Annotated in this window: 24 protein-coding genes; 10 read left to right on the forward strand and 14 right to left on the reverse strand. The window is 63.5% G+C overall.

The window, feature by feature from the left end:
* Positions 1-20: 20 nt before the first annotated feature.
* Positions 21-1,913 carry a sugar phosphate isomerase/epimerase and 4-hydroxyphenylpyruvate domain-containing protein gene (locus GE253_RS06250; RefSeq protein ID WP_247878501.1) on the reverse strand — a complete coding sequence of 631 codons (1,893 nt, stop codon included), beginning with the start codon at positions 1,911-1,913 and terminating at the stop codon, positions 21-23.
* A gap of 163 nt (positions 1,914-2,076) precedes the next feature.
* Here GE253_RS06250 and aroQ point away from each other — a divergent pair, with 163 nt between their 5' ends.
* From aroQ to GE253_RS06265, 3 genes are read left to right on the forward strand one after another with little or no spacing between them, the layout of a single operon-like run.
* A complete protein-coding gene (aroQ, locus tag GE253_RS06255) occupies positions 2,077-2,529 on the forward strand; it encodes a type II 3-dehydroquinate dehydratase (RefSeq protein WP_348770785.1) in 453 nt (150 codons plus the stop codon).
* Complete coding sequence (locus tag GE253_RS06260; protein WP_153203261.1) at positions 2,526-3,377, forward strand: shikimate dehydrogenase; 852 nt, start codon at positions 2,526-2,528, stop codon at positions 3,375-3,377. Before aroQ ends, GE253_RS06260 begins: the two co-directional genes overlap by 4 nt.
* A 52-nt stretch (positions 3,378-3,429) precedes the next feature.
* On the forward strand, positions 3,430-4,767 hold the full coding sequence (locus tag GE253_RS06265) for an MFS transporter (protein ID WP_153203262.1): 1,338 nt from the start codon (positions 3,430-3,432) through the stop codon (positions 4,765-4,767).
* A gap of 97 nt (positions 4,768-4,864) precedes the next feature.
* Here GE253_RS06265 and GE253_RS06270 read toward each other — a convergent pair whose 3' ends face one another.
* From GE253_RS06270 to GE253_RS06280, 3 genes are read right to left on the reverse strand one after another with little or no spacing between them, the layout of a single operon-like run.
* On the reverse strand, positions 4,865-5,632 hold the full coding sequence (locus tag GE253_RS06270) for an SDR family NAD(P)-dependent oxidoreductase (protein ID WP_153203263.1): 768 nt from the start codon (positions 5,630-5,632) through the stop codon (positions 4,865-4,867).
* 15 nt (positions 5,633-5,647) lie between these two features.
* Positions 5,648-5,992: a putative quinol monooxygenase gene (locus GE253_RS06275; protein WP_173012528.1), complete on the reverse strand. Its 345-nt coding sequence runs from the start codon at positions 5,990-5,992 to the stop codon at positions 5,648-5,650.
* Between the two features lie 22 nt (positions 5,993-6,014).
* Positions 6,015-7,193, reverse strand: coding sequence for an SRPBCC family protein (locus tag GE253_RS06280; RefSeq protein WP_153203265.1), 1,179 nt, complete (start codon positions 7,191-7,193; stop codon positions 6,015-6,017).
* 327 nt (positions 7,194-7,520) lie between these two features.
* On the opposite strand from GE253_RS06280, the gene GE253_RS06285 reads away from it, so the two are divergent.
* Genes GE253_RS06285 through GE253_RS06295 form a run of 3 tightly spaced genes read left to right on the forward strand, consistent with a single transcriptional unit; the run spans position 7,521 to position 9,901 of the window.
* Entirely contained in the window at positions 7,521-8,282 is a 762-nt protein-coding gene (locus tag GE253_RS06285; RefSeq protein WP_153203266.1) for an SDR family NAD(P)-dependent oxidoreductase, read from the forward strand.
* Between the two features lie 12 nt (positions 8,283-8,294).
* On the forward strand, positions 8,295-9,104 hold the full coding sequence (locus GE253_RS06290; protein ID WP_153203267.1) for an SDR family oxidoreductase: 810 nt from the start codon (positions 8,295-8,297) through the stop codon (positions 9,102-9,104).
* Positions 9,105-9,118: 14 nt separating this feature from the next.
* On the forward strand, positions 9,119-9,901 hold the full coding sequence (locus tag GE253_RS06295) for an SDR family oxidoreductase (protein WP_153203268.1): 783 nt from the start codon (positions 9,119-9,121) through the stop codon (positions 9,899-9,901).
* A 177-nt stretch (positions 9,902-10,078) separates the two neighbouring features.
* On the opposite strand, the gene GE253_RS06300 is transcribed toward GE253_RS06295, so the two are convergent.
* Together GE253_RS06300 and GE253_RS06305 are read right to left on the reverse strand one after the other, a co-directional pair.
* Entirely contained in the window at positions 10,079-11,101 is a 1,023-nt protein-coding gene (locus tag GE253_RS06300) for an NADP-dependent oxidoreductase (protein WP_153203269.1), read from the reverse strand.
* 64 nt (positions 11,102-11,165) lie between these two features.
* Positions 11,166-13,409, reverse strand: coding sequence for a TonB-dependent receptor (locus GE253_RS06305; RefSeq protein WP_153203270.1), 2,244 nt, complete (start codon positions 13,407-13,409; stop codon positions 11,166-11,168).
* A 323-nt stretch (positions 13,410-13,732) separates the two neighbouring features.
* Here GE253_RS06305 and GE253_RS06310 point away from each other — a divergent pair, with 323 nt between their 5' ends.
* Entirely contained in the window at positions 13,733-14,182 is a 450-nt protein-coding gene (locus GE253_RS06310) for a nuclear transport factor 2 family protein (RefSeq protein ID WP_153203271.1), read from the forward strand.
* A gap of 47 nt (positions 14,183-14,229) precedes the next feature.
* Here GE253_RS06310 and GE253_RS06315 read toward each other — a convergent pair whose 3' ends face one another.
* From GE253_RS06315 to GE253_RS06335, 5 genes are all read right to left on the reverse strand, one after another.
* Positions 14,230-15,543 (reverse strand): aromatic ring-hydroxylating dioxygenase subunit alpha, encoded by a 1,314-nt coding sequence (locus GE253_RS06315; RefSeq protein WP_153203272.1) that lies wholly within the window; start codon positions 15,541-15,543, stop codon positions 14,230-14,232.
* A gap of 283 nt (positions 15,544-15,826) precedes the next feature.
* The gene (locus tag GE253_RS06320; RefSeq protein ID WP_211101360.1) at positions 15,827-16,606 is read right to left on the reverse strand and encodes an SDR family oxidoreductase; all 780 of its coding nucleotides are present in this window, start codon (positions 16,604-16,606) and stop codon (positions 15,827-15,829) included.
* Complete coding sequence (locus GE253_RS06325; protein WP_153203273.1) at positions 16,593-18,212, reverse strand: AMP-binding protein; 1,620 nt, start codon at positions 18,210-18,212, stop codon at positions 16,593-16,595. Before GE253_RS06325 ends, GE253_RS06320 begins: the two co-directional genes overlap by 14 nt.
* Positions 18,212-19,333 carry an acyl-CoA dehydrogenase family protein gene (locus GE253_RS06330; protein WP_153203274.1) on the reverse strand — a complete coding sequence of 374 codons (1,122 nt, stop codon included), beginning with the start codon at positions 19,331-19,333 and terminating at the stop codon, positions 18,212-18,214. The genes GE253_RS06325 and GE253_RS06330 overlap by 1 nt, the downstream gene beginning before the upstream one ends.
* 8 nt (positions 19,334-19,341) lie before the next feature.
* Entirely contained in the window at positions 19,342-20,547 is a 1,206-nt protein-coding gene (locus tag GE253_RS06335) for an acyl-CoA dehydrogenase family protein (protein ID WP_247878502.1), read from the reverse strand.
* Positions 20,548-20,728: 181 nt separating this feature from the next.
* Between GE253_RS06335 and GE253_RS06340 the strand changes: the two genes are divergently transcribed.
* A complete protein-coding gene (locus GE253_RS06340; RefSeq protein WP_173012529.1) occupies positions 20,729-21,067 on the forward strand; it encodes a Rieske 2Fe-2S domain-containing protein in 339 nt (112 codons plus the stop codon).
* Positions 21,068-21,074: 7 nt separating this feature from the next.
* Here the strand turns inward: GE253_RS06340 and GE253_RS06345 are convergent, their stop codons facing one another.
* Together GE253_RS06345 and GE253_RS06350 are read right to left on the reverse strand one after the other, a co-directional pair.
* Entirely contained in the window at positions 21,075-21,833 is a 759-nt protein-coding gene (locus GE253_RS06345; protein ID WP_153203276.1) for a ThuA domain-containing protein, read from the reverse strand.
* A gap of 21 nt (positions 21,834-21,854) precedes the next feature.
* On the reverse strand, positions 21,855-22,616 hold the full coding sequence (locus tag GE253_RS06350; RefSeq protein WP_153203277.1) for an SDR family oxidoreductase: 762 nt from the start codon (positions 22,614-22,616) through the stop codon (positions 21,855-21,857).
* A gap of 175 nt (positions 22,617-22,791) precedes the next feature.
* On the opposite strand from GE253_RS06350, the gene GE253_RS06355 reads away from it, so the two are divergent.
* Positions 22,792-23,202 carry an OB-fold domain-containing protein gene (locus GE253_RS06355; protein ID WP_211101361.1) on the forward strand — a complete coding sequence of 137 codons (411 nt, stop codon included), beginning with the start codon at positions 22,792-22,794 and terminating at the stop codon, positions 23,200-23,202.
* Positions 23,203-23,227: 25 nt separating this feature from the next.
* Positions 23,228-24,373, forward strand: a complete 1,146-nt coding sequence (locus GE253_RS06360; protein WP_153203278.1) for a thiolase family protein — start codon at positions 23,228-23,230, stop codon at positions 24,371-24,373.
* A gap of 161 nt (positions 24,374-24,534) precedes the next feature.
* Here the strand turns inward: GE253_RS06360 and GE253_RS06365 are convergent, their stop codons facing one another.
* Positions 24,535-24,804 carry a nuclear transport factor 2 family protein gene (locus GE253_RS06365; RefSeq protein ID WP_348770786.1) on the reverse strand — a complete coding sequence of 90 codons (270 nt, stop codon included), beginning with the start codon at positions 24,802-24,804 and terminating at the stop codon, positions 24,535-24,537.
* Positions 24,805-24,806 lie beyond the last annotated feature (2 nt).

The following is a 24,806-nucleotide window of genomic DNA, read 5'->3' on the forward strand; positions in this document are numbered from 1 at the left end:
CGGCGCTGTTGCTGCGCCGTTCAGTAAACCGTGTCGGTGTTGAACCGGGATTGCGCCGCCAGCCGCATGGCGGCATTGGCGGCGCCATAGGCGTCATAGCCACGCCGTTCGACAAATTCGAAGAAGAAGCGCTTGGCGAAAGCGCGGGAATAGAGCTGGAAGAACTCCGCTTCCTCCGTCCGGTCATAAAGAATGTCGTGGGCCGCCAGTTTCTCCACCAGATCTGGGTCCAGGCCGAAGCGGGCCTCGATATCATCATAATAGTTGCGGGGAATGGGCAACCGCTCCAACCCGCGTTCCTGCAACGCCCTGGCGGTGGCGAAAATGTCGCCGGTGGACAGGGCCACATGCTGCACACCCGCCCCCAGATAATGGTTGAGGAAGCGGGAGGTGAGCGTCTGTGCCGCGGCCGAGCCATTCAGCGTGACCCGGAAAGACCGGTCGGCATTTTCGATCGCCTGGCTATGGACGATGCCCAGCGGATCGGCGATTTCCAACTGCGGCGTCTTGGTCACGTCGAACAGGGCAAAATAATACAGCAGCCAGGACAGGAATTCCTCATACCCCATGGCCTGGGCGATATGGTCGATCCGGATCAGGCCGGAGCCAACGACCGGGGCTTCGCTCAGGGGGACGAAATCATTGCGCCAGACCTGTTCCTGTGTGCCGTCTTCGATGAAATAGATCAGGCTGCCACCCACCCCGCGCACGCAGGGAATATCCATCTCCCCCGGTCCCACGGCCTGGGCAAAGCGCGGGATGTGCAGGCTGTCGGCGCGGGCCAGGGCCGCCGGCACATCCCGCACCCGCAGCGCCAGCGCACAGACCGAGGCACCATGTACGATGGAATGGCTGTGGGCGAACCCCTCGGTTTCCCCATTCACCACGATATTGATATCCCCCTGCCGCCAGCGGGTGACGGCCTTGCTGACATGCCGCCCCACGGGTTCAAACCCCATGCTGGCCAGCATGGTGCCCAGCGGCCCCGCCTCATCCTCCGTGGCGGCGAACTCGATGAATTCCACGCCGCGCACATCGATGCGCGGCGGCATGGTGGCGGGGCGTTTCAGCTTCGCCAGCGCCTCATCCTCCACCAGCTTCAAGGATCGATAGCCATCCAAGGCAATGCCGGAGGCTGACCCCGCCCGGAACCGGTCGTTGAAAATCTCCAGGGACAGCGGCCCGCGATAGCCGATGGCGATCAAGGCTTGCACATAATCGGTGATGGGAAGGTCGCCCTGGCCCGGCATGTTGCGGAAATGCCGGCTCCAATAAAGGTGATCCATGTCCAGCCGGGGGGCATCGGCAATCTGCACGATGAACAGCTTGGCCGGGTCGATATCGCGGATGCTGTCGATGGGCACATTGCGCGCCAGCGAATGGAAACTGTCCAGGATCAGGCCGATATGCGGGTGATTGGCGCGGTGGACGATATCCCAGGCATCCCGATGGTCATGCACATGCCGGCCCCAGGCCAGCGCCTCATACCCCACGCGCAGGCCGCGCGCGGCAGCAAGGTCACCCAGTTCCCGGAAATCATCAACGATGCGCCCGCGTTCCGGCAGGGATTGCGGGGAGACGTTGGAGCAGACCAGCAGCAGATCGGTGCCCAGTTCCGCCATCACATCGAACTTGCGCAACATCCGCTCAAACGTCCGGGTGCGCAGCGTGCCGGGCATCCCTTCAAAATCGCGGAAGGGCTGGAACATGGTGATGCTCAGCCCCAGATCGGCGGCGATGCGCCGCACATCGGCCGGGCGGCCATCAAAGGTCAGCAGGTCATTCTCAAAGATTTCCACACCGGTGAAGCCGGCCGCTGCTGCCGCTTCCAGCTTGCCGGTCAGGGTACCGCTGATCGATACGGTGGCGATGGATTTGGCCAAGCCGCCGGCCGGCATATCCGCCCGTTCCATGTCCCCTCCCTGTCTTGTCTGATGCTGATTGTCGGGTCGTGAAAGACGCGCCTTGACGTGAACGTACTATTTCGTACACATTCACGCAACGGCCAATCCCATGGCCTGATCCACGATAAACACATCGCCTTTGCCGGGCGCAGGGGGAAACTTGCCAGACCCTGTGGAACGAAAGCCTGTTCACATCCTGAACGGCCCCAACCTCAATCTGCTGGGCACGCGGGAGCCGGAAAAATACGGCCACCGCACCCTGGCCGATATCGAAGAAAGCTGTCGTCAGCACGGGCAGGCGCTGGGCCTGTCGGTGCTGTGCCGGCAGAGCAACCATGAAGGGGTGCTGATTGACTGGATCCATGCCGCCCGCACAGAGGCGGCAGGGATCATCATCAATCCCGGTGCCTATACCCACAGCTCCATCGCCATCATGGATGCGCTGCTGGCCTGCGCCATCCCGGTGGTGGAGGTGCATCTGACCAATATCCACCGGCGGGAAGCGTTCCGCCATCATTCCTATGTGTCGCTGGCGGCCACGGGTGTCATCTGCGGCCTTGGGGCCGACGGATATCTGGCCGCCCTCAGCTTTCTTGGCAACCGAAGGGGGAACAGCCCATCATGAGCGGGAAATCCATCCTCGCGGGCCTGATCGGATCGGGGATCCAGGCATCCCTGACGCCCCGGATGCATGAACAGGAAGGGGCCCGCCAGGGCCTGCGTTATGTTTATCGCCTGATCGATCTGAAGCCGCTGGGCCTTGACGTTTCAGACCTGCCGGACCTGCTGGCCGGGGCGGAGCGCTTCGGTTTCAACGGTCTGAACATCACCCATCCCTGCAAGCAGGCTATCATCCCGCTGCTGGATGAGCTGTCGCCGGAGGCAGCCGCCATCGGTGCCGTCAATACCGTCGTCCTGAAGGATGGCCGCAAGACGGGGCACAATACCGACTGGTGGGGCTTTGCGGAGGGGTTCCGCCGCGGCCTGCCCGATGCCGATCTGCGCCATGTGGTGCAGTTGGGAGCGGGTGGGGCCGGGGCCGCTGTTGGCTATGCGCTGCTGCGCCTGGGTGTGGAGCAGTTGTCCATCTTTGATGTGCAGATGGAGCGCGCCGCAGAACTGGCCAGCCGGTTGAACGGCCTGTTCGGTGAGGGCCGCGCCAAGGCCATATCAACACCTGATACCGCCATTCCCCACGCCCATGGGCTGGTGAACACCACCCCGCGCGGCATGGCCGATTATCCGGGCCTGCCTGTGCGGGAGGAATTGCTGCGTCCCGACCTCTGGGTGGCGGAGATCGTTTATTTCCCCATCGAAACCGCCTTGCTGCGTGCGGCGCGGCAACGCGGCTGCCGTACCCTGGATGGCGGCGGCATGGCCCTGTTCCAGGCCGTGGGCGCCTTCGGGCTTTTCACCGGCATGGAACCGAATGCCGATGACATGGGGGCCGATTTCAAGGCAATGCTGGGATAAATCCTGCGACATGGCCCGATAGAAGGCCAGGCGCGGATCAGGGAGGAAAAGAATGTTGAAGAAGCCGGACCCGGTGATGGACCGGGCCAGTGCGGCCTTTCAGGCGCGCGTCGCCGCCCTGGAAGCCGCCCCTATGGGGCTTACGCGCCTGACCGTGGTGCTGCTCTGCTTTGTCCTGAACCTGCTGGACGGGGTGGATGTGGTGCTGCTGACCTATGCGGCCCCCGTCATCGCCCAGGAATGGGGGTTGAAGGATGGGGCGCTGGGCATCGTGTTGACGGCCAGCCTGTTGGGCACGGCCTTCGGCTCCATGCTGATGGGGCCGCTGGCCGACATGATCGGCCGGCGCAAGGTGGTGCTGATCGCCATCAGCCTGATCGGGACCGGCATGTTACTGGCGGCCACGACACATGACATGCTGATGCTGGCGATCTGGCGCGTGGTGACGGGGGTGGGGATTGGTGCCATCCTGGCCTCCATGGCGTCCATCACGTCGGAATTCTCCAACGCCAAACTGCGCAGCTTCTGGGTGGCTTTCCTGCAGGCGGGCTGGCCCATCGGTGCCATCATCACCGGCTTTGCCTCGGCCGTGCTGATCCAGGCCTATGGCTGGAAGCCGCTTTTCTTCGGTTCCGGCCTGCTGTCGGTTTTCATTCTGCCGCTGGTGGCCTGGTTGATGCCGGAATCCTTGCAGTTCCTGGCCAAGCAGGCGGCACCAGACCGGCTGGAGCGGATGAACCAGTTGCTGGTCAAGCTGGGCCAACCACCGCTGGCGGCGGCACCGCCGCTGCCGGAGAAGCGCGGCGTGAAGCTGTCAGCCCTGTTTGAAGGGCATCTGGCCCGTTCCACCCCCGCCTTGTGGCTGGGCATGACCATGGGCTGGGCCGGGCTTTATTTTCTGATCAGCTGGATTCCGCGCATCGCGGTCAATGCCGGTCTGGCGCTGGATCAGGCCATCATGGCCGGTGCCACCTTCAATATTGGTGCCTTCATCGGCAGTGCCGGTATTGGCTTGCTGGCCACGCGCCTGCCGCTGAACCGGCTGATCCCCGTCTTTCTGGGCAGTGCCACGCTGCTGATGCTGCTGTTCGGTTGGGTTTCCATGCCCATTGCTGCCACCTTTGCCACGATCCTGGGGCTGGGGGTGCTGGTGCAGGGTGGCTTCAACGCCTTTTACCCAACGGCAGCCCAGCTTTACCCCACAGAAATCCGCACCACGGGCATCGGCACCGCCATGGCCGTGGGGCGCAGCGGTGCCATTCTGGGGCCGCTTGCAGCGGGCTATCTGATGGAAATCGGCACGGACCGGGGCCTGCTGTTCCTGATCTATGCCGTGCCGCTGGCCATCGCGGCAGCGGCGGCCTGGAGGGTGTCATCCAGGCCGGCATGACAAGCAGCGATGCCAGCAAGGCGGATCGCCCGGTATGGCCCATATCAACGGGGGGTGATCTGCTTCTGATTATAAGAGCCCGTGGGTCATTACCCCCTTATCGCGGGGCCATGCGGATGGCGCCGTCCAGGCGGATGGTTTCACCATTGATCATGCTGTTGGCGATGATATGCAGGGCCAGGGCCGCATATTCATCTGGCTTGCCCAGGCGGGAGGGGAAGGGCACCTGTTTGCCCAGGCTGTCCTGGGCATCCTGCGGCAGGCCCAGCAGCATGGGCGTCAGGAAAATGCCGGGGGCGATGGTGGCCACACGGATGCCACTGCGCGCCAGTTCCCGCGCGGCGGGCAGGGTCAGGGCATGGACCCCGCCCTTGGACGCGGCATAGGCGGCCTGGCCCACCTGCCCTTCGAACGCGGCGACGGAGGCGGTATTGATGATGACGCCCCGTTCGCCATCATCATTCACCGGGTCCAATCCGGCCATGCCGGCGGCGGCCAGCCGCAGCATGTTGAAGCTGCCGATCAGGTTCACCTCAATCACGCGGCGGAACAGGTCCAGATCATGCGGACCGTCGCGGCCCAGGATCTTGGCCGGCGGGGCGATGCCGGCACAGTTGATGGCGATGCGGGCAGGGCCATGGCTGGCCGCCGCCTCTGCCACCGCCTGCGCGGCACTGTCCGCGCTGGTGACGTCGCAGCGGATGGCGATACCGCCAATCTCCGTCGCCACCGTTGCCGCCGCATCCGGATTGATATCCAGCAGCGCCACCCTCACCCCGCGTGCCGCCAGCGCACGGGCGGTGGCCGCCCCCAGCCCGGACCCACCGCCAGAAATAAGGGCGGCGGTCTGTTCATTGATCTCCATGGTGCGTCCCCGGTTTCAGGCGGTAAAGAAATCGGCCCGTGCCTGCCCCTGTGGGTCATAGACGGGTTCGATTAGATCGACGCGATATTTGCGCGCGTCCGCTGCCGTCATGCCAGCCTTTTGCAGCAGCCCGACCATGGTGCTGTAGGCGGGGGCCGCGAAATGGGCGCGCAGGGCGGCCTCGTCGCGCCATTGCTCGAAGACATTCACCCGGGCGGGGTTCTTATGGTCGGCACCCCAGCTATATTCGACACAACCATCCTCCGCCAGCGCCTCTTCAATCAAGGGATCGGCTTCGGTCAGGAATTGCGCGCGCAGGGCAGGGGCCACGTCCAGCGTGGCCATGATCACGATGGTCATTTGCGGTCCTTGATAGGTTTTGTCAGAGGCGGGGCGGCGGGGCGGCCGGATCATCTGTCAGATAATGATCGACCCAGCGGTGGAAATACTGGTTGCCGCGTTCATTGCGGCCAAAGGTGACATGGTCTAGCGCGCCGGATTGCAGCCCTTTCTGGATGGACAGGCCCAGCACATAATCTTCCTGGTTGGTCACATCGCCGAAGAAGCTGGCCATCATGGCCATCTTCTCCCGCTCCGCCTCATCGGCCGGGGGGCGGGGGGTGGCGTAGGTCAGGATCGTACGGTTCTGTCCCGGCGTCGGCCCCGGCAGCAGCAGGGCGATCTGGGCGATTTCCGGCGCCACGAAGATCGACAGATTGGGGAACAGGGTGCGGACGAAATCATAGCCGTCATTCTGGTGCCGATGCCAGTCGGCGCGCGGCACATCGCGCAGCTTGCCGATGCTGCGCTGGGGGAAGCCGATGCGCAGATGCGGGCCGAACCCTTCGAAATGCATGATGTTGGAGAAGGTGCGCGGATGCACCGTCTCCGGATGGGCCGCCGCGAAATGATAGCCCTCCAGATAGCCGTCATAGGCAATCTTCCAGTTGGCGCCCTGGATATCCCGGTTGCCGCAGAAATGCCAATGGCTGAAATCCAGGCTTTCCAGATCATCCAACATGCCGCCGAGATAGGATTTCACATCCATCGCCAGCCCCGGCGTCAGGATGACGAAGATCATGCCGGCCAGTTCCTGACAGGGGAGCTGTTTCAGCCGGTGGCAATCCTTCTCCACCTCCCCGAACTTGGCTTTCTCTGCCACGGCAAACAGCCGCCCGTCATTCTGGAAGGTCCAGGCATGATAGGGACAGACGAAACGGCTGGCCGTTCCCTGGCCGGCTTTGACCAGCGGTGCACCCCGATGGGTGCAGACATTCAGCATGGCATGGACCTGCCCGGCGCGGTCGCGGGTGATCAGGACGGGGATGTCCATCACCTCCATCGCCTTGTAATCACCGGGGTTCGGCAGCTCGATCGACAGGGCCAGCATCAGCGGCAGCCGTTTGAAGATGCGCGCCATTTCAAGCTCAAAGCGGGCAGGGTCCAGATAGTCGCGGGCCGGAACCTTCAGGATGTCTGCGGCCTGATCGGTGGTTTGTGTCTCCACATAGGTGAGCATCGCTTCCACCGAGCGGTTGATCTGCTCCGCAAGCGCCGTCATCTCAACTCCCCCTATTGTGCAAAGCAGGTTGGTAATGCGCGGACCCGACCGCCCGAATAATCACCTGCAATGATTTATGATTCATTCATCATCGTTATCATCCGCGCCGACCTTGTCAAGGCGGGTTTGATGGCATTTCAGCGATTTTGCAGAAAAGCGAAAGGGCGGCCGGATGGCGCTTGACAGCCCCGGCCGGTTGGGTCGAAATAATGACTAATGAATCATAAATCTCATTAAGGTCGGTCAGACGGGTTTGCTGGGCGGGGGGATTTTTCCCGGTCCTGGCCATGCCCGCCGACCGGCTGTTGCAAAAACGGGAGGATTGAAATGGGTCGAATGCAGGGCAAGGTGGCCCTTGTCACCGGTGCCGCTTCCAACCCCGGCCTGGGCTATGCCACGGCGTTGCGTCTGGCGGCCGAAGGGGCGCGGCTGGTGGTGACAGACCGGGAGGAGGCGGGGGCCGAGCTATGTGCCGCTGCCATCCGGCAGGCGGGCGGTGAGGCCATCCATCTGCGCCATGATGTGGTGTCGGAGGAAGAGTGGGCCCAGGTCATCAACGAGACCGAAAAGGCCTTTGGTCGCCTGGATGTGCTGGTCAACAATGCCGGTATCCACCTGACCAAGAGCCTGGATGACACCACGCCCAAGGAGTTCCAGCGGCAGTTGGATGTCAATCTGGTGGGTTCCTTCCTGGGGGTGAAGGCGGCCTTCCCGCTGCTGCGCCGGTCGGGGGCGGGGTCGATCATCAATCTCTCTTCCATCGCTGGCACGCTGGGCATCCAGGGCCTGTCCGCCTATGCGGCGGCCAAGGGCGGGGTGCGGTCCATGACCAAGACCATCGCCATCGAGGGGGCGCCCGACCAGATCCGCTGCAACTCCATCCATCCGGGCATGATCTGGACCAACATGATGATGCAGGCCTCTGTCAGCGCCGAAGCGGTGAAGGATGCGCTGCTGGCCGCCGTGCCGCTGCGGCGCATGGGGGAGCCGGATGATATCGCCAATGCGGTGCTGTTCCTGGCCTCCGATGAAAGCCGCTATGTCACCGGTATTGAACTCTATGTCGATGGCGGCATGTGGGCGCAGTGAGCGGGGGGCAGCATGGTTGAGCGTGGATTGCAGGATGCCCGTACCCTGGTGACCGGTGCCCTGCGCGGGATCGGGCTGGCCACGGCGGTGCGGCTGGCGGCGGAAGGGGCACAGGTGCTGGTCACCGACCTGTCGCCGCCCGATGATCCCCTGGTGGGGCAGGTGCTGGACCGCCTGGGGCCGGCCGCCCGCTATCTGCCGCTGGATGTGACGGCGGAGGCGGATTGGGAACGGGCGCGCGGCTGGGTGGAAAGCCGCTGGGGCAGCCTGGATGTGTTGGTCAATAATGCCGGGACCGATCTGGTGGGGCCGGTGGATCAGCTGGACCTTGCCGCCTGGCACCGGTTGATGCGCGTCAATGTCGACAGTGTGTTCCTGGGCGTGCGCAGCTTCACGGCCGCTCTGGCGGCTGGTGGGGCCGGGCGGCGCGGGGGCGCCAGCGTGATCAATGTCGCCTCCATCATGGGGCTGGTCGGCTTTGCCGAGACCTCCGCCTATAATACCAGCAAGGGGGCGGTGCGCCTGTTCAGCAAGGCGGTGGCCATTGAATTCGCCCAGGCGGGCAAGCCTATCCGGGTCAATTCCATTCATCCCGGCTTTGTGGAAACGCCGCTGCTGCATGTCGGGATGCAGCGCTGGGTCGATCAGGGCAAGGCGGCCCGGGCACAGGATCTGCTGGACGGGATCGCCGCCATGACGCCGGTGAAACGTCTGGCCCAGCCAGAGGAGATTGCCGCCGCTATCGCCTTTCTGGCCAGCACCGACGCCAGTTATCTGACCGGTGCGGAACTGGTGGTTGATGGCGGCTGGACAGCGCAATAGGGGGACAGCAGAGCATGAGCGACGAACTGAAAGGGGCTGTTGCCCTGGTGACCGGGGCGGGCGGCGGTATCGGCCGGGCCATCTGCACCGCCCTGTCCGCCGCCGGCGCGCATGTCGTGGCGGCCGACCGGCACTGGCCCGCCGACGCCGCCCCGGTTGCCGGTGAACAGGCGGTGCTGGATGTCTGCGATCCGGATGCCTGGTCCCGGCTGATGCAGAATATCCGCCAACGGCATGGGCGGCTGGATGTGCTGGTCAATAATGCCGGCATTTCACTGGTGGCCAGCATCGCGGAGACCAGCCTGGAGCAATGGCGTCGCTGTCAGGCGGTGAATGTGGAGGGCACGCTGCTGGGCATCCAGGCGGCCCTGCCATTGCTGCGCGATGCCGGGGCCGACCGTCCCGGCGGGGCCTCCATCATCAATATCTCCTCCGTCGGGGGCTTGCGCGGGGCGCCGTTCAACGCGGCCTATTGCACCTCCAAGGCTGCCGTGCTGATGCTGAGCAAATCGGCCGCGCTGGAATTTTGTGCGCTGGGCTATCCGATCCGGGTGAACTCCGTCCATCCGGGGGCGGTGGGGACTGCCATGATGCAGGATATCATCCACCGTTATGTGGAACTGGGGGCGATGGCATCGCTGGAACAGGCCACACAGGCGGTCAATGCCATGCACCCGATCGGCCGCCAAGCCACACCGGCGGAAATCGCCGCCGGCGTGCTGTTCCTGGCCTCGCCGGCCTCCAGCTATATGGTCGGGTCGGAACTGGTGATTGATGGCGGCTATACCAGCCGGTGAGTAACTGTCCAGGAAGTTGTGGTGCTTTTCGAAACCTTGTCTATCCACCACCGTCATTCCCGCGAAGGCGGGAATGACGGTTAAGGAGCTGTAAAAGAAAAGTAAATTTATGGACGGCCCATCAGCTAAAACTGAAGGAGCAGGGGCACCGGCGGATAACCCGTGCCCCTTTGTCGTTCAATCCGGCCAATCCAGCGCCAGCACGGTTTTCCCGACCGTTTCCCCTGCCATCAGGCGGCAGAAACTATCCGGCGCGTGGGCGATGCCGCGGGTGACATTCTCCAGCGCCACCAGCTTTTCATCTGCTGCCCATTGGTGCAGATCGTGCCGGGCCTGGGGCAGGCTGTCTGTGTGAGAGAACAGCAGAAAACCCCGCATGGTCAATTGCTTGGCCACCACCTGCCACAGATTGTGCACGGGCGTGGGGCTGGCTTGGTTGTTATAATCGGAAATCATGCCACAGCAGATGATGCGTCCGAAATCCCGCATGTTCGGCAGCAGCGCATCCAGGGTGCGCCCGCCGACATTATCGAAATAGACATCGACCCCGGTGGGGCAGGTATCGGCAATGGCGGCCCGCAGATCATCCACCGCGCGGTAATTGATGGCGGCGTGGAAGCCCAGCCGGTCGGTCAGGATCGCCGCCTTTTCCGCCGAGCCGGCCAGCCCCACCACCCGGGCCCCGCGCAGCCGGGCGATTTGCCCTGCCACACTGCCCACCGCCCCGGCGGCAGCCGAGATGACGACTGTATCGCCCGCCTTGATCCGCCCGATATCATGCAGCCCGACATAGGCGGTCAATCCGGACGGTCCCAGCGCGCCGACATAATGCGACAGCGGAATATCCGGGCTGACCGTCAGCCGTTCCAGCAGGATCGTCTCGGCCGACAGGATTGAATATTCTTCCCAATGGGTCAGGCCCCAGACGTAATCGCCGGGCGTGAACCCCGCCAGGTTGGATTGTTCCACCACACCCAGGGAGGGGCCGCGGATGACGCCGCCCAGGGGGATGGCCTGAAAGTAATTATCCTTGCCATCCAGCCAGCCGCGAATGGCCGGCTCCATGGAGAAGTAAAGGTTGCGCACCCGCATCTGGCCCGGCCCCGGTTCAGGAACCGGCGCCTCGATCAGGGCGAAATCATCCGGTTTGGGATGGCCCTTTGGATGGGCACGCAAGGTGATGCGTCGGTTGACATTCATGGAACAAGCTCCCCGCTTGCAAGAAAATGTCCCGGCCAGCCGAGTGGGCTGGCCGGGGCCGGCATCAGAACTCGTACCCGAGCTGGATGCCGAAGGTCCGCGGCTCACGCCCGGAGGAGAAGGACCAGAGACCGGCGACGGTGAAGGCGGCGTTGGGGCCGCGATCATCGAACAGGTTGCGGCCATAGAGCGTGACCTTGGCCTTGTTGTCGCCGACGTCGAATTTCATCGTCGCCGAGGCGTCGAACAGGTTCTGCGCGTCTGAGCGCACGCGCGGATCGTTGGAGAGAACCTTGACATTGCCCGACGCATCCACCTGCGTCGGCCCCAGCGAAATCTGCTGATCATAGGGGGCGACGTAACGATAGCTGCCGCTGAAGACCAGATCGCCGGCTTCCAGCGGCACCGTATATTCCGCCGTCAGGGAGCCGGTGACATCCGGCGAATAGATCATGTTCACGTCGGAATAGTCGAACTTCACCAGCTTGCCGGCGGCATTGGGGGCTGTGGTGATGAAGCCGTCGAAATTGCTCTTTTGCAGGCCCAGCGAGGCCGTGACCTTCAAATCATGGGTGACGCGGGCGGTGACATCCAGTTCCAGCCCCTTGATCTTGGCCTTGCCGACATTGGTGACAATGGTTTCATTGCCGGTGCCGACGGTGGTGGGAATGGTGGTGTTCTGCTGCAGGTCGCTGTAATTGGACAGGTAGGCCGCCAGATTGACCTGCAGGCGGTTATTCAACAGCGCGCTTTTGAACCCCGCCTCGTAGCTGTCCACCGTTTCCGGGCCAAAGGGCGTGGTGGAGGAAAGCAGCGTCTGACCCCGGCTGGAGAAGCCGCCGGAACGATAGCCACGCGACCAGGACGTATAGAGCATGTTATTTTCGTCCGGGCGGTAATCCAGCACGATCTTGGGCGTGAATTTGCTGCCGCTATATTTTGAGTTGGGATACTGGGCGGTGCCGACGCGGTTGATCTGCTGCTTCTGATCCTTCGTCCAACGGCCACCGCCCGACAGGCGCCACTGGTCCGCGAACTTCCAGTTGAAGTCACCGAACAGGGCGTAGGATTTGGCACGGCCGGTATTATACTGGTCAGCCCCCGGATTGACGGCGCCGAACAGCCGGGTCGCCTGGAACAGGTTGAACTTGCTTTCATAATAGAAGCCACCGACCACATAGTCGAAACTGTCGGTCAGTTTGCCGGCACCCCGCAGTTCCTGGCTGAACTGCCAGTAATCCTGAATGCGGTTGGTATAGTAGAGATCGGCCGACGAGGCGTCGAAATCCTGCGTCTGCGCCTCGTCGGAAGTGCGATAGCCGGTGACTGAGGTAAGGTCGATCCCGTCCGTATCCAGGTTCATCTCCAGCGTGGCTGCCGGGGATTTATAGTTGGAATGGGCCGGGCTGTTGAAGACCGTATAAAGGTCATCCCTGGTATTGCGGTTGCATTCGCGCGCCGGGGCGAAAGAACAGAATACCTCCCCCGTCTTGGAGATATTGGAATTGACCGGATCGAAATCCTGCACCTGTTTTTCCAGGGTCAGCAGGGCTTCGAAATTATCCGTCGGGGTTAGCAGGAAGCTGGCGCCGAAATTCTCGTTATTATTGCCGCCAACCCGCTTGCCGGTGATGCCGTTACGGTAATAGCCGTCGCTTTCATTGTGGAAATAGAAGAACTTGGCGGCCAGCTTGTCCGGGATCAGGTTGGCGTTCAGGATGGCGCGGGTGGCCCAGGTATTGAACTTGCCATAGCTGACTTCCAGCTTGCCGCCATTCTCCCCCGTCGGGCGCGACCGGCGGATATTGATCACACCGCCGATGGTGTTGCGCCCGAACAGGGTGCCCTGCGGGCCGCGCAGCACCTCGATACTGTCAATATCGAAGAAATCCAGGAAGGCGCCGGTGCTGGTGCCAATGAAGATGCCATCGACGACGATGGCCACGGTCGGGTCAAAGGATTTCTCCACATCCGCAAAGGACAGGCCGCGGATGGAGACATTGGCGGCGGCGGCACCGGAATTCTGCTGCGTGATCAGCACATTGGGGGCCGACCCCATCAGGTCGCCGATATTCAGCGTCGCCTTGCTTTCCAACTGGGCGGGCGTGATGGCCGTGATGGCCAGCGGCGTCTCCTGCAGGGTTTCAGACCGGCGACGGGCCGTGACGACAATCTCTTCCAGCGCGTCAACCTGGGTGCCGGATGCGTCCCCGGCGGCCTGCGCCAGGGCTGGCGGGGTGCTGGTGCCGGTCAGCACCAGGGCGGCAGCCGCCAGCAGGGTAGAACGCAAGGTGGGTGCGCAAGCCATGATCGATATCCTCCCTGTGGATGTCTTTTTTTGTGGGCTTGTTTGCAGCGACTCTTTGGGCGGGGCACCGGTTCCGGTGTGGCAGGCGCTTTGTGCATTCCCGCTTGAAATGATGATTTGTGAGTCATTAATCACTATATTCGTGCCCTGAACCGGCGTCAATCCACCTTCGCTTTTTCACCGCTGAATTCCCCGTCACCACAGGGCGGATTTAGGGTGGTGAATGGCGTGCCGGATGGCCGTCGGCGGGGCTTGACAGAAGGGTGAGGGTCCGCGTTAATGACTAACGAATCATAAATCATAACGATGGTTTTGGGGGGAGCATGGTGCCCGCCCGTTGCCATCCCTTCATGGAGGAACAGGTGACCCATACAGACGCAGCCGCCCGCAATCTGGCCACCACAGAGGCGCTCTATGCCGCCACAGCCAGCGGTAACTGGCCGCTGGCCGAAACCATGCTGTGCGATGATCTGGTGATTACGGAAGCTGAAACCTTGCCCTTTGCCGGCACCTATACCGGCAAAGGGGCCTTGCGCGACCTGTATGCCAAGGTGCTGGGCACCTCGCTGGGCCAGGCCACCATCGCAGTGAAGAACAAGATGGCCGCCGGTAACAATGTTGTCTATCTGCTGGAACTGGTGCCGCCGGCCGGCAATCCGCTGGAACTGGTGGAGGTGTTTCATTTCGCCGATGACGGGCGGGTGTCTTTGATCAAGCCTTATTACTACAACAGTGCTGCCGTCACGGCCGCGGTCGCCGCGGCCCGTGGCTGAATGAAGCGGGGCGGCCCATCCGGTGCCGCCCCGCTTTATTGACCCGGTCAATCCGCCAGATATTTATCCAGCGTGGCGTGCAGGTGCCGCACCCGGATTTCCTGGTAATTGCCCAATTGCACCTCGCCATTCTTGGAACATTTCAGCCCGTCCTGGACGAAGGGCAGGTTTTCCATATCCTGCTGAAACACGTCGCCCAGCACGCCCAGTTCCTTGGCATCGGTCCAGGGCTGGTCCGGGCCCAGGAAGTTCATTTCCACCGGCGGCGGTTTCGGCGCATCGGCTGGCAGGCGGACCAGGATGCGCACCTCCATCAAGGTCTTGTCCTGATCCGGCCAGGGGCGCCAGCGATAGACGATATTGGGCATGAACCCGCCCCAGGGCGCGAAATTGGGGAAGACATTGTAAACAAAGGCGTCCAGCAATTCGGCGTCGGTCACATGGCTGTGATCATAGCCGCTGTCGGCCTGATACTTCTCCCGATTGGCGGCGGCCATGGCGCGCCGCGCGCTCATGCCGTCCGGGACCTGCACCGACATGTCGGTACCGCCGGCCCGGCCATTATATTTCAGGAATTCATCCACGATCCATTGCTGGGGTTTGCCCTTGGGATCGATATGCGGGGACATGACGGCAAAGGGCGTCAGCGCCGCATTCACATGGTCGCCATAGGTGCTGTATTGCGTGTTGGCGTCGCCGGTGAAGGGCAGAATCTGCGGGTGCGTTTCGATCGTGTGCCAGGCCTCCATGAAGGCTTCCGCCACCACCTTCCAATTGGCATTCACCACCTTGCCAACCCAGATGACGGTCGTGCATTCCTCATGCCGCCAGCGTTTGAAGAAGTCGGGCAGGGGGGCCAGGTACTCTTCCAGGCTGGGGCCTTCTGCCGCTTCGCGGATGAAGATGTAACCCGCCCAGCGGCCAACCTGCGCCTCTGGCAGGGCCATCTTCTCCTCCTTCAGGTGAGGGAAGTCCCAGCGGCAGGGGATGTTCTTCAAACTGCCATTGGTGTTCCAGGAAAAGCCGTGGAAGGGGCATTTGAACTCCGCCGCCGATCCGCCTTCCAGCCGCAGCTTGCGCCCGCGATGCAGGCAGACATTGTGGAAGGCGCGGACGGAACCGTCCGGCTGACGGGTTACCAGATAGGAACGGCCGGCATTCTCATAGAGCGCGAAATCGCCGGGCTCGGGGAGATCCTCCTCCCGTGCCGCGAACTGCCAGACGCGGGGCCACATTTTGTCCAGTTCGCGGCGGAAGAATTCCGGGCTGGTATAGCGCTCGGCCTTCAGCGGTTCGCTGCCCATATAGTGGTAATTTTCCTGGCGCAGAAAGTCGGGCACGGGCCGCGTGTCCGTATCCATCAGGTCGTTCCACGACGTGCCGGGGCAACGGGCCTCCCCGGGTTTGGGTTGGGACGCAAGATCATCTGGCACGGCAACCTCCCTGAACCTGTTTGATTTGTTTGACTGCGTGTGTCTCGGTGACTGGCCGGAAAGTTATTGTTTTTTCAGAGGTATAGCCACCTCTCCACCGTCATTCCCGCGAAGGCGGGAATCCATACGACAGCGCGGATTTTGGATTCCCGCCTTCGCGGGAATGACGGTTAAGTGACTGGAAAATCGTAGGACATACACGGACAGACCCTCAAACCCCGACCAGCCCCGCCGTCGTGCCGCCATCGGCCACCAGTTCGGCGCCATTGATCAACGACGCGTCGGCACTGGCCAGGAAACTGACCAGGGCCGCCACCTCCTCCACCTGGCCCAGCCGGCCCAGGGGGGAGATATTGCCCAGATAGGCCAGCGAGGCGTCGGGATCGGGCGTGTCGGCCACGGCGCGGCGGATGATCGGCGTATCGATGATGCCGGGATGGATGGAATTGCAGCGGATATTGGTCTTGGTGCGCGCGCAATGCACCGCCACCGATTTGGCCAGCAGCCGCACCGCCCCCTTGGAGGTGGTGTAGGCGATATTGGCCGGCAGCCCCATCATACCATTGATCGAGGAGTTGATGATGATCGACCCGCCAGGCCCACCAGGATTGGCCTTCATGGCGGCAATCGCGTGCTGACAGGTCAGCATGGTGCCGGTGACATTGACGGACAGGATGCGGTTCCAGGCGGCCATGCCGATGGTTTCGATGCTGCCATCCCCCGTTTCGATCCCGGCATTGGCAAAGGCAATGTCCAGCCGGCCGAACCGGTCCGCAATGGCCTGCATCAGGGCGGGCCAGGCGGCCTCGTCCGTCACATCATGGGCGTGGAAATGCGCACCGGTTTCCTGGCACACCGCTTCCGCCGCCACCGCGTTGGAGCCGGTGAAGATCACTTTCGCGCCATCATCCGTCAGGCGGCGGACCGCCGCCGCGCCGATGCCGGCGGTGCCGCCGGTGACCAGGGCCACCTTGCCGTCAAGCCTTGCCACTTTCGCCTCCCTGTTCTGCCGCGATCTGTGCCGCGACGCGTTGGCGCAAAAGATCCTTGCGCACCTTGCCCGATGCCGTGCGGGGCAGGTCGGTCACCAGCTCCACCCGTTCGGGGAATTTCTGCCGTGCCAGCCCGGCGGCGGCGACATGGTGGGTGATGCTGGCCAGATCGGGCCGTTCACCGGGCTGCGGCACGACATAGACGCAGACGGTCTCCCCCAGCCTTGCGTGCGGCATGGACACGGCCGCCACCTCCTGCACGGCCGGGTGTCGGTGCAGCACATCCTCGATATCCTTGGCGGAGAGATTCTCCCCGCCCCGGATGATCAGGTCTTTCTTGCGGCCGGTGATGACAATGGCGCCGGCTGGCGTCAGGTGGCCGATATCGCCGGTGCGGAAATAACCATCGGCATCCACGGCCTCCCGCGTCTGTCCTTCATCGGCATAACCCCTGAACAGGGAGGGGCCGCGCACCAGGATTTCCCCATCCCGGCCCCGGTCCAGTGCCCGCCCCGCCTCGTCCACGATGCGGATGTCATAATCGATGACCTTGCCGTCGGTGGTGGCGGCCATTTCCCGCTCATCCGCCCCCATGCAGCCCTGAGTGATCAGCGGGGCTTCGGTGCTGCCATAGACGCGGAAGGCGCGGCCCCGTTCAAACAGGGCATTGGCGCGGCGGATCAGGTCCGGCGGCACGGCCGCCCCGCCACAGGCGAAGATTTTCAAGGAGGGCAGGCGGGAGCCGGCGCGTTCCGCCGCTTCCAGCAATTCCTGCAAAAAGGGCGTGGCGCCGATGGTGATATTCACCCCATGCCGGTCGATCAGGGCCACCGCTTCATCCGCGTTCCAGCGTTCCATGAACAGGGTGCGCGTGCCATCGGTGAAGGGCAACTCGATCCCGTTGGAATAGCCGGTAATATGGGTGACGGGCGACGGCATCAGCATCAGATCGCCCGGTTCCAGCCGCCAATAGCCCATGAAAATATGCGATACGCGGGCGATGGAGCGATGATCATGCATCACCGCCTTGGGCCGCCCCGTCGTGCCGGAGGTGTACATGACCAGTTTCAGGGCATCGGGGGCCACGGTCGGCCAGTCGATCCGCCGGCCCCGGCCCGCCTCTATCAACCCTTCCAGCGTCAGCGCCGCCGTGCCCGCCCGCACCTGCACCACATGGCGCAGGTCGGGCAGCGCGGGGCGCAGCGCCGCCAGCATGGCCGTATAGTCGAAGCCGCGATAGCTATCAGGGATGAAGATAAGCCGGCTTTTGCAGTCAGCCAGGATCAACCCGACCTCCGCCCCGCGATAGATCGGCACGATGGGGTTGCAGACCAGGCCCAGCAGGCCGGCGGCCATATCCACCAGCACCGCCTCCATCCAGTTGGGCAACTGGAAGCTGATCACATCGCCGGGGCGCAGGCCCAGATCCCACAGGCCAACCGCCAGGGCTTCGGCATCCGTCAGCAGGCTGGCATAGGTGCCGGGATGCTGATCCTGGTTCAGGAAGGCGACGGTATCGGGCGCCCGCTCGGCATGGTGGCGGGCCAGCACGGCCAGGGGCTGCGCCGTCCAAAGGGTGGGTGCAGGGTCCAGCGCCGTGACCATCAGGCCTTCTCCCCATCAATGCCGGCAGCCGTCCAGCCGCCCAACCGATCCAGATGCCAGCCTGCCCCGCCGAACAGCGTTTCCAGCAGCATCAGGCGCCGATAGTAATGCCCGATGACATACTCTTCTGTCATGCCAATCCCGCCATGCAACTGTATGGATTGTTCGCCGATCAGGCGGGCGGCGGCGGCGCTGCGGGCCTTGGCGGCGGCGGTCAGGACGAGTGTTTCCGCGGCGCCGATGCTGGCGGCCCCGATGGCGGCCCAGGTGATGGCGGCGGCCTCCTGCGCGGCCAGCGTCATATCCACCATCCGGTGCTGCAGCACCTGAAAGTTGCCGATGCTGGTGCCGAATTGGGTGCGGGTTTTCAGATAGTCCAGGGTCAGCCGGTTTGCCGCCTGCATGGCGCCCACCGCCTCGGCACAGACGGCCAGGGCCGCCATCTGGTTCAGCCGCTCCAACAAAGCCGCGTCACCCCCCGGCAGCCGGTCCGCCTCCGCCACCTGCACCCTGTCCAGTGTCAGGTCGGAGACGGGTCGGTCATCAATGCTGCGCGCATGGGCCAGGGTGACGCCGGGGGCCGTGGGGGACAGCAGGAACAGGGCCGGCTGTCCCGCCCGTTCCGCCTTGACGATGATCCGGTCTGCGGCGGCACCGTAGAGCACGAAGCCACGCCGGCCGGACAGGCGGTAGCCGTCGCCGGTTGCCTCTGCGATCACGGGTGCTTCATCCTGGGCGGCATTGTCCTGGGCAAAGGCCAGGATGGCCCGCCCCTCTGCGATGGCGGGCAGCCATTCCGCCTGCTGCGCCGCGCTGCCGCCGCCCGCCAGGGCACCCGCCGCCTGCACCAGCGTGGGCAGCAGCGGTTCCATCAGCAGGCCGTGACCGGCGGCGCGCATCAGCACGGCCAGTTCCGCCAGCCCGCCACCGGACCCGCCATGCGCCTCGGCAATGGCGATGCCCAGCCAGCCCAGCTCAGCGTATGTCGCCCATTCCGCGCGGCCGAAACCCTCATCGGATGTCAGGATGGCCGCGCGGCGTTCCGGGCCATAGGCATCCGCAACGAAGCGGTTGATGCTGTCGGCCAGCAGGCTGCGGTCTTCTTGGGTGAATGCCGACATGATGCTCCCTAGAGGCCGAGCACGGCCTTCGCCAGGATGTTGCGTTGGATCTCGTTGGCCCCGCCATAAATGGTGGTGGCCCGGTCATGCAGATGTTCGCGGATCATGCCGGGCGCACCGGGCAGCCCGACCGGCGGCGTCTGCCAGCCCGGTTCCAGCCCTTCCGTCTGATAGACCAACCCCTTCACGGCCAGCGCATCGACCATGGCACCCGTGATGCCCTGGATCAGTTCCGATCCCATGATCTTCAGGGCCGAAACCTCCAGCCCCGGGGTGGACCCGGCCTCCGCGGCGGCCAGATATTCGTTGCACACGGCCTCCAGCGCCAGCAGGCGGGCCCGCAACTCCCCCAGCCGCCGCCGCCAGTGCGGATCATCCGACAGGGGCCGCCCCCCGTCGCGGATATCGGCGAGCGTCCGGCGCAATTGCTGCAACAGGCGGGTGGATTTCCCCACCTCTGCCCCCAGCAGCCGTTCATTGTTCAGCAGGAACTTGGCATAGGTCCAGCCGCGCCCTTCCTCCCCCACCAGATTTTCAGCCGGCACCCGGACATCGTCCAGAAACACCTCATTCAGGTGGTGGCATTTATCGATGCTGATGATGGGGCGGACGGTAACGCCCGGCGTTTTCATGTCGATCAGCAGGAAGGAAATACCGTTCTGCGGCTTGCCCTCGCTGCTGGTGCGGACCAGGGTGAACATCATGTCGGCCCATTGCGCCATGGTGGTCCAGGTCTTCTGGCCATTCACGACATAATGGTCGCCATCGCGCACAGCCCGCGTCTTGATATTGGCCAGATCGGACCCGGCACCGGGTTCGGAATAGCCCTGGCACCACCAAGTGTCGGTGCTGCGGATACCGGGCAGGTACCGATCCTTCTGTGCCTGGCTGCCAAAGGTGTAGATGACCGGCCCGGCATAGCAGACGCCAAACGGGGTCAGCCAGGGGGCGCCGGCCTTGCTGGTTTCATCGTCAAAGATGGCGCGTTGCAAGGGCGTCCAGTCCTGCCCGCCATAGGGACGCGGCCAATGGCCGACGATCCAGCCCTTGTCGAACAGGATCTTCTGCCAGCGCACATAATCCGATTTCACCAGATGCTGGCCCGCCAGCACCTTGTCACGGATATCGCGGGGCAGGTGCGTGGCGCAGAATTGCTGCACATCCGCCCGGAACGCCTGGATGGCCGGGTCGCGCATGAGGTCGATCCCCAACATGGCCTTCCTCCAGTTATTGTTATGATTGATGAGTCATAAATCAGGTTAGATCGGGTGGCGGGCGTCGTCAATGGTTGCGAACAGCGACGGGGGAATTTTTATGTTGACTGATGAATCAAGGGTCAATCATCATTCCGCCTGTAACCCCTTGTCCCGTGCCGCGCCTGTGCAGGATGGTGCCATGTCTGTTGAAAATGCCGTTGCCGATCTGACCTATCACGACCTGCTGTCCGCCGATGATCTGCCCCTGGGGCAGATGCGGCTTTTCACGCTGGCGGGGGAGGAGGTGTTGGTGTGCCATGCGGCGGGCGGCTTTTTTGCCGTGCGCAACCGCTGCCCGCACGCGGAATCACCGCTGGTGGGCGGGCGGTTGCGGCAGAACAGCATTTCCTGCCCGCTGCATGGTGCCCGCTTTGATCTGGCCAGCGGTGGCGCGCTGGGCGGCACCGGCTACCGCCCGCTGGCCTGCTTTTCCGTGAAGGTGGAAGGCGGGCGGGTGCTGGTGGGGGTGAAAGGGTAGGCGGCGGTTAGAACGCCGCCCCCATCGCATCGCGCCCCGTGGCCCAGCGGATGCCCCGGCGCAGCAGCTCATAGAAAACCGGGCTTTGCCAGGAACAGTGCTCGTTATGGGGATATTCCTCCATCAGCGGGCGCAAATCATGTTTGCCCCGGCAATGGCCCAGTACCAGATACAGCACCTGTCCCGGCCCATGGTCGCGCAGATACAGCACGGGGTGGTCGGCCTCTGGCCAATCCTCCTGCACGAAGGGGGCGCAATTGCCGCCCCAGCGCGTATGCAGCAGGGTGCGGTTGCCGGGGCTGACACTGCCCAGATACAGCTCATCCTCCACCCAGAAATTCTTCAGGCCACGGGTCAGCGGATGGGTGCTGTCCGTCACCTGGATTTCATAACGGCAGATGGGCGGATGGGCGCGGAACTGGCTGCCCAACATATCCGTCAGGTCCCCATCCAGATCGGGGCAGTCGATGCGCCCATCGTCGAGAAACTTGATCACCGAGTTGGTGCCGTGCAGGGCGAACCATTTGCCGCCCTTGGCCAGAAACCGGCGCAAGCCTGCCTGCTGTTCGGCCGTGGGCACGACGTCGCAGGTATAGGTGACCAGCACATCCGCCGCCTCAATCTCATCAATGCGGCTATAATCCGGCCCCACCTCCACCCTGATATCCTCATGCTCGGCCAGCAGCTTCAACAGCTCCAGCCGGGCGAAATTGATGTCGTGATATTTGCCGCCGGCCACCAGATAGACGTCGATCCTGCTGGACATGCTTTTCCCCTCCCGCCTTTGTCAGAGCTGCACACGCTTGGTATAGCCGCCATCCACCACCAGATTGACGCCGGTGACCCAGCTTGCCGCTGGGCTGGACAGGAAGGCGACGCAGGAAGCCACTTCCTCTGGTGTGCCCAGGCGGCCGGATGGCTGGGCGGCGACGGTGGCGGCATATAGGTCGGGTGCGCCTTCCTTGATGCCTTCCCAGGCGCCGCCGGGGAATTCGATGGGGCCGGGGGAGACGACATTGACCCGGATGCCGCGCGGCAGCAGCGTTTGGGAAAGCTGCTTGGCATGGACGATCACGGCACCCTTCATGGCGTTATAGGCCATCGGGGCCATGAAGGTTTCCACCGCTGCCGTGGTACCGGTGATGGTGATGGCCCCCTGGCCGGAGGCTTCCAGCGCCGGCAGGGCGGCATCAATGGCGCGCAGCGTGCCCAGCACGTCGATCTGATAGGCGTCGTGCCAGCTTTGCTCCCCGTTCAGGCTGCCGCCGGCTGACACGTTGGGGATCAGGATATCGATGCCGCCCAGGGCATCGGCCATCTGGGCGACCCAGTTCTTGACCGAATCCGCATCGGCGGCATCCATGGCCGCCCCCACCACCTTCACGCCCAGGCCCGACAGGTCGGCGATGGCAGCATCCACTTCGTCCGCCTTGCGCGCACCAATGGCGATGGCGCAGCCCTCCCGCGCCAGCGCCTCGGCAATGCGGCGGCCGATGCCGCGTGTGGAACCGGTGATCAGCGCCCGGCGACCGCTCAGCCGAAGGTCCATCGGAACTCCTCCCGTTTATCGATTGTTTGTGGCGGGGCAGGGTAAGGCCCCCAGCGGAATTGACAAGCACCCGCCTTCATCGTCATTATCATGACTGATGAATCAAAAGTCAACGCATCCGCAGGGCGGAGGCGTTGGCCTTTCAGCGACGCGGCAGACGAACGGAGGAACCATCATGGCGATGGAGGGCAAACCGCTTGCCGACAATGTATTCACCTGGCCCAGCGATGATCCGGCCCTGATCGGTGGGGTTGATGCGCGCGGGCGCCTCCGCTTCCCCTTCATGGGCCGTCCGGGTGAACAGCCGGTCGAACTGGCGCGTGCGGGTGTGTTGTGGAGCTGGACGGTGCAGCGTTTCCTGCCCAAGCAGCCCCCCTATCTGGGACGGGAGACGAAGGCGGAATTCCAGCCGTTTGCGCTGGGCTATGTGGAATTGCCGGGACAGGTGCGGGTGGAAACACGGCTGGTGGATTGCGAACCGGCGGATTTGCGCATCGGGATGCCGATGCGCCTGACCATCCGCCCGCTGTTCCGCGATGAACAGGGGCAAGACCTGCTGATGTACGCATTCCAACCGGTGGCTTGAGAATAAACAGGGGGAGGGTTTTGCCATGTCGGATGTGGCGATTGTCGGTATCGGTATCCATCCGTTCGGGCGGACACCGGACCGAACCGGTCTGGAACAGGGGGCCTTTGCTGTGCGTCAGGCGCTGGGGGATGCCGGCATCACCTGGGGCGATGTGCAATTTGCCTATGGCGGCAGCCAGGATGGCGGCAATGCCGACACGATGGTGGAGGAACTGGGCCTGACCGGCCTGCAATTCATCAATGTCGCCAATGGTTGCGCCACGGGGGGCTCGGCCCTGATCTCCGCCTATGGCGCCATCCGGTCCGGGCAATATGATCTGGGCCTGGTTGTCGGCTTTGATAAGCATGAACAGGGATCGTTCCGCGTGCGCCCCGCCGATTGGGGTCTGCCGGAATGGTATGGGGAGGTGGGGTTTGCCCTGACCACCCAGTTCTTCGCCATGAAAATCCAGCGTTATATGGCCCTGCATGGCATCACCGATGATGCCCTGATCCGGGTGGCGGAAAAGGCCTTTACCAATGGGGCGCTGAACCCCACCGCCTGGCGTCGCCGGGCGCTGTCCTATGCGGAGATTGCCCAATCGACCATGATCAGCGATCCGCTGCGGCAATATATGTTCTGTTCCCCCGGCGAAGGGGCGGTGGCCCTGATCCTGGCCAGCCCAAAAAAGGCGGCGCAATTGACACGTCATCCTGTCTGGCTGAAGGCGGCCGCCATGCGCACGCGCGGCGCGGGGTCGTTTGAGGTGTTCAGCCCCAGCCTGTCGGTGGAAGACGGCGAAGGTGCCACCCCCATCGCCGCGCGCGGGGCCTTCGCCATGGCCGGCATTGGGCCGGAAGATATCGACATTGCCCAGCTTCAGGATACCGAAAGCGGGGCCGAGATCATGCATATGGCGGAAAACGGCTTCTGCCGGGATGGCGAACAGGAAAAATGGCTGCGGGAAGGATGGACCCGGCTGGATGGAAGGTTGCCGGTCAATACCGATGGTGGCTGTCTGGCCAATGGGGAGCCCATCGGGGCGTCAGGCCTGCGACAGGTTTATGAGACGGTATTGCAATTGCGCGGGGATGCCGGGGTGCGGCAGGTGCCGAAGAGGGTTCGCACCGGCTATACCCATGTTTATGGGGCGCCGGGGGTTTCGGCGGTGACGATCCTGGCGCGTTAGTATCTGTTCGGAAAGTTATAACATTATTCGAAGCGTTGCCACTTCACCACCGTCATTCCCGCGAAGGCGGGAATCCATACGACAGCGCGGATTTTGGATTCCCGCCTTCGCGGGAATGACGGTTAAATGGCTCGAAGAACGAAAGAATTTATGGGCGCCCTCTACCCACCCCACAGCCCATAAACCGCATCCGTCGGCGCGTGGCCGCCCCTGTGCTGCATCAGGGCGAAAACGCCCTGATCCCAGGATACAGTGCGCGGCGGGCTGGCGTTCCAGTCCATCAGATACTGGCGGTGGCTGAATTTCCACACGCCATCCCGTCGCTCATACCGGTCCAGATAGCGGCCATAGAGGATGCTGTCCGTCTCGGCCCCCGCAGCGGCAGCCAGCGTCAGGCTGTAGATTTCCCCCACCGCCTGATCGCCGCGAATGT

The organism is Niveispirillum sp. SYP-B3756, from assembly GCF_009495745.1.
Taxonomy (GTDB): Bacteria; Pseudomonadota; Alphaproteobacteria; order Azospirillales; family Azospirillaceae; genus Niveispirillum.

What these genes read in the sequence shown, in the direction of transcription:
- GE253_RS06280 (WP_153203265.1), bottom strand. Translation starts at nt 7,193, where the DNA reads ATGACGGCGCTTGCGGAGCAGATCAACCGCTCGGTGGAAGCGATGCTC.
- GE253_RS06335 (WP_247878502.1), bottom strand. Translation starts at nt 20,547, where the DNA reads ATGTTGGGGATCGACCTCATGCGCGACCCGGCCATCCAGGCGTTCCGG.
- GE253_RS06260 (WP_153203261.1), top strand. Translation starts at nt 2,526, where the DNA reads ATGAGCGGGAAATCCATCCTCGCGGGCCTGATCGGATCGGGGATCCAG.
- GE253_RS06300 (WP_153203269.1), bottom strand. Translation starts at nt 11,101, where the DNA reads ATGAATGTCAACCGACGCATCACCTTGCGTGCCCATCCAAAGGGCCAT.
- GE253_RS06360 (WP_153203278.1), top strand. Translation starts at nt 23,228, where the DNA reads ATGTCGGATGTGGCGATTGTCGGTATCGGTATCCATCCGTTCGGGCGG.
- GE253_RS06355 (WP_211101361.1), top strand. Translation starts at nt 22,792, where the DNA reads ATGGCGATGGAGGGCAAACCGCTTGCCGACAATGTATTCACCTGGCCC.
- GE253_RS06310 (WP_153203271.1), top strand. Translation starts at nt 13,733, where the DNA reads ATGGTGCCCGCCCGTTGCCATCCCTTCATGGAGGAACAGGTGACCCAT.
- GE253_RS06315 (WP_153203272.1), bottom strand. Translation starts at nt 15,543, where the DNA reads ATGGATACGGACACGCGGCCCGTGCCCGACTTTCTGCGCCAGGAAAAT.
- GE253_RS06285 (WP_153203266.1), top strand. Translation starts at nt 7,521, where the DNA reads ATGGGTCGAATGCAGGGCAAGGTGGCCCTTGTCACCGGTGCCGCTTCC.
- GE253_RS06325 (WP_153203273.1), bottom strand. Translation starts at nt 18,212, where the DNA reads ATGGTCACGGCGCTGGACCCTGCACCCACCCTTTGGACGGCGCAGCCC.
- GE253_RS06250 (WP_247878501.1), bottom strand. Translation starts at nt 1,913, where the DNA reads ATGGAACGGGCGGATATGCCGGCCGGCGGCTTGGCCAAATCCATCGCC.
- GE253_RS06290 (WP_153203267.1), top strand. Translation starts at nt 8,295, where the DNA reads ATGGTTGAGCGTGGATTGCAGGATGCCCGTACCCTGGTGACCGGTGCC.
- GE253_RS06330 (WP_153203274.1), bottom strand. Translation starts at nt 19,333, where the DNA reads ATGTCGGCATTCACCCAAGAAGACCGCAGCCTGCTGGCCGACAGCATC.
- GE253_RS06275 (WP_173012528.1), bottom strand. Translation starts at nt 5,992, where the DNA reads ATGACCATCGTGATCATGGCCACGCTGGACGTGGCCCCTGCCCTGCGC.
- GE253_RS06270 (WP_153203263.1), bottom strand. Translation starts at nt 5,632, where the DNA reads ATGGAGATCAATGAACAGACCGCCGCCCTTATTTCTGGCGGTGGGTCC.
- GE253_RS06265 (WP_153203262.1), top strand. Translation starts at nt 3,430, where the DNA reads ATGTTGAAGAAGCCGGACCCGGTGATGGACCGGGCCAGTGCGGCCTTT.
- GE253_RS06345 (WP_153203276.1), bottom strand. Translation starts at nt 21,833, where the DNA reads ATGTCCAGCAGGATCGACGTCTATCTGGTGGCCGGCGGCAAATATCAC.
- GE253_RS06305 (WP_153203270.1), bottom strand. Translation starts at nt 13,409, where the DNA reads ATGGCTTGCGCACCCACCTTGCGTTCTACCCTGCTGGCGGCTGCCGCC.
- GE253_RS06350 (WP_153203277.1), bottom strand. Translation starts at nt 22,616, where the DNA reads ATGGACCTTCGGCTGAGCGGTCGCCGGGCGCTGATCACCGGTTCCACA.
- GE253_RS06295 (WP_153203268.1), top strand. Translation starts at nt 9,119, where the DNA reads ATGAGCGACGAACTGAAAGGGGCTGTTGCCCTGGTGACCGGGGCGGGC.
- GE253_RS06340 (WP_173012529.1), top strand. Translation starts at nt 20,729, where the DNA reads ATGTCTGTTGAAAATGCCGTTGCCGATCTGACCTATCACGACCTGCTG.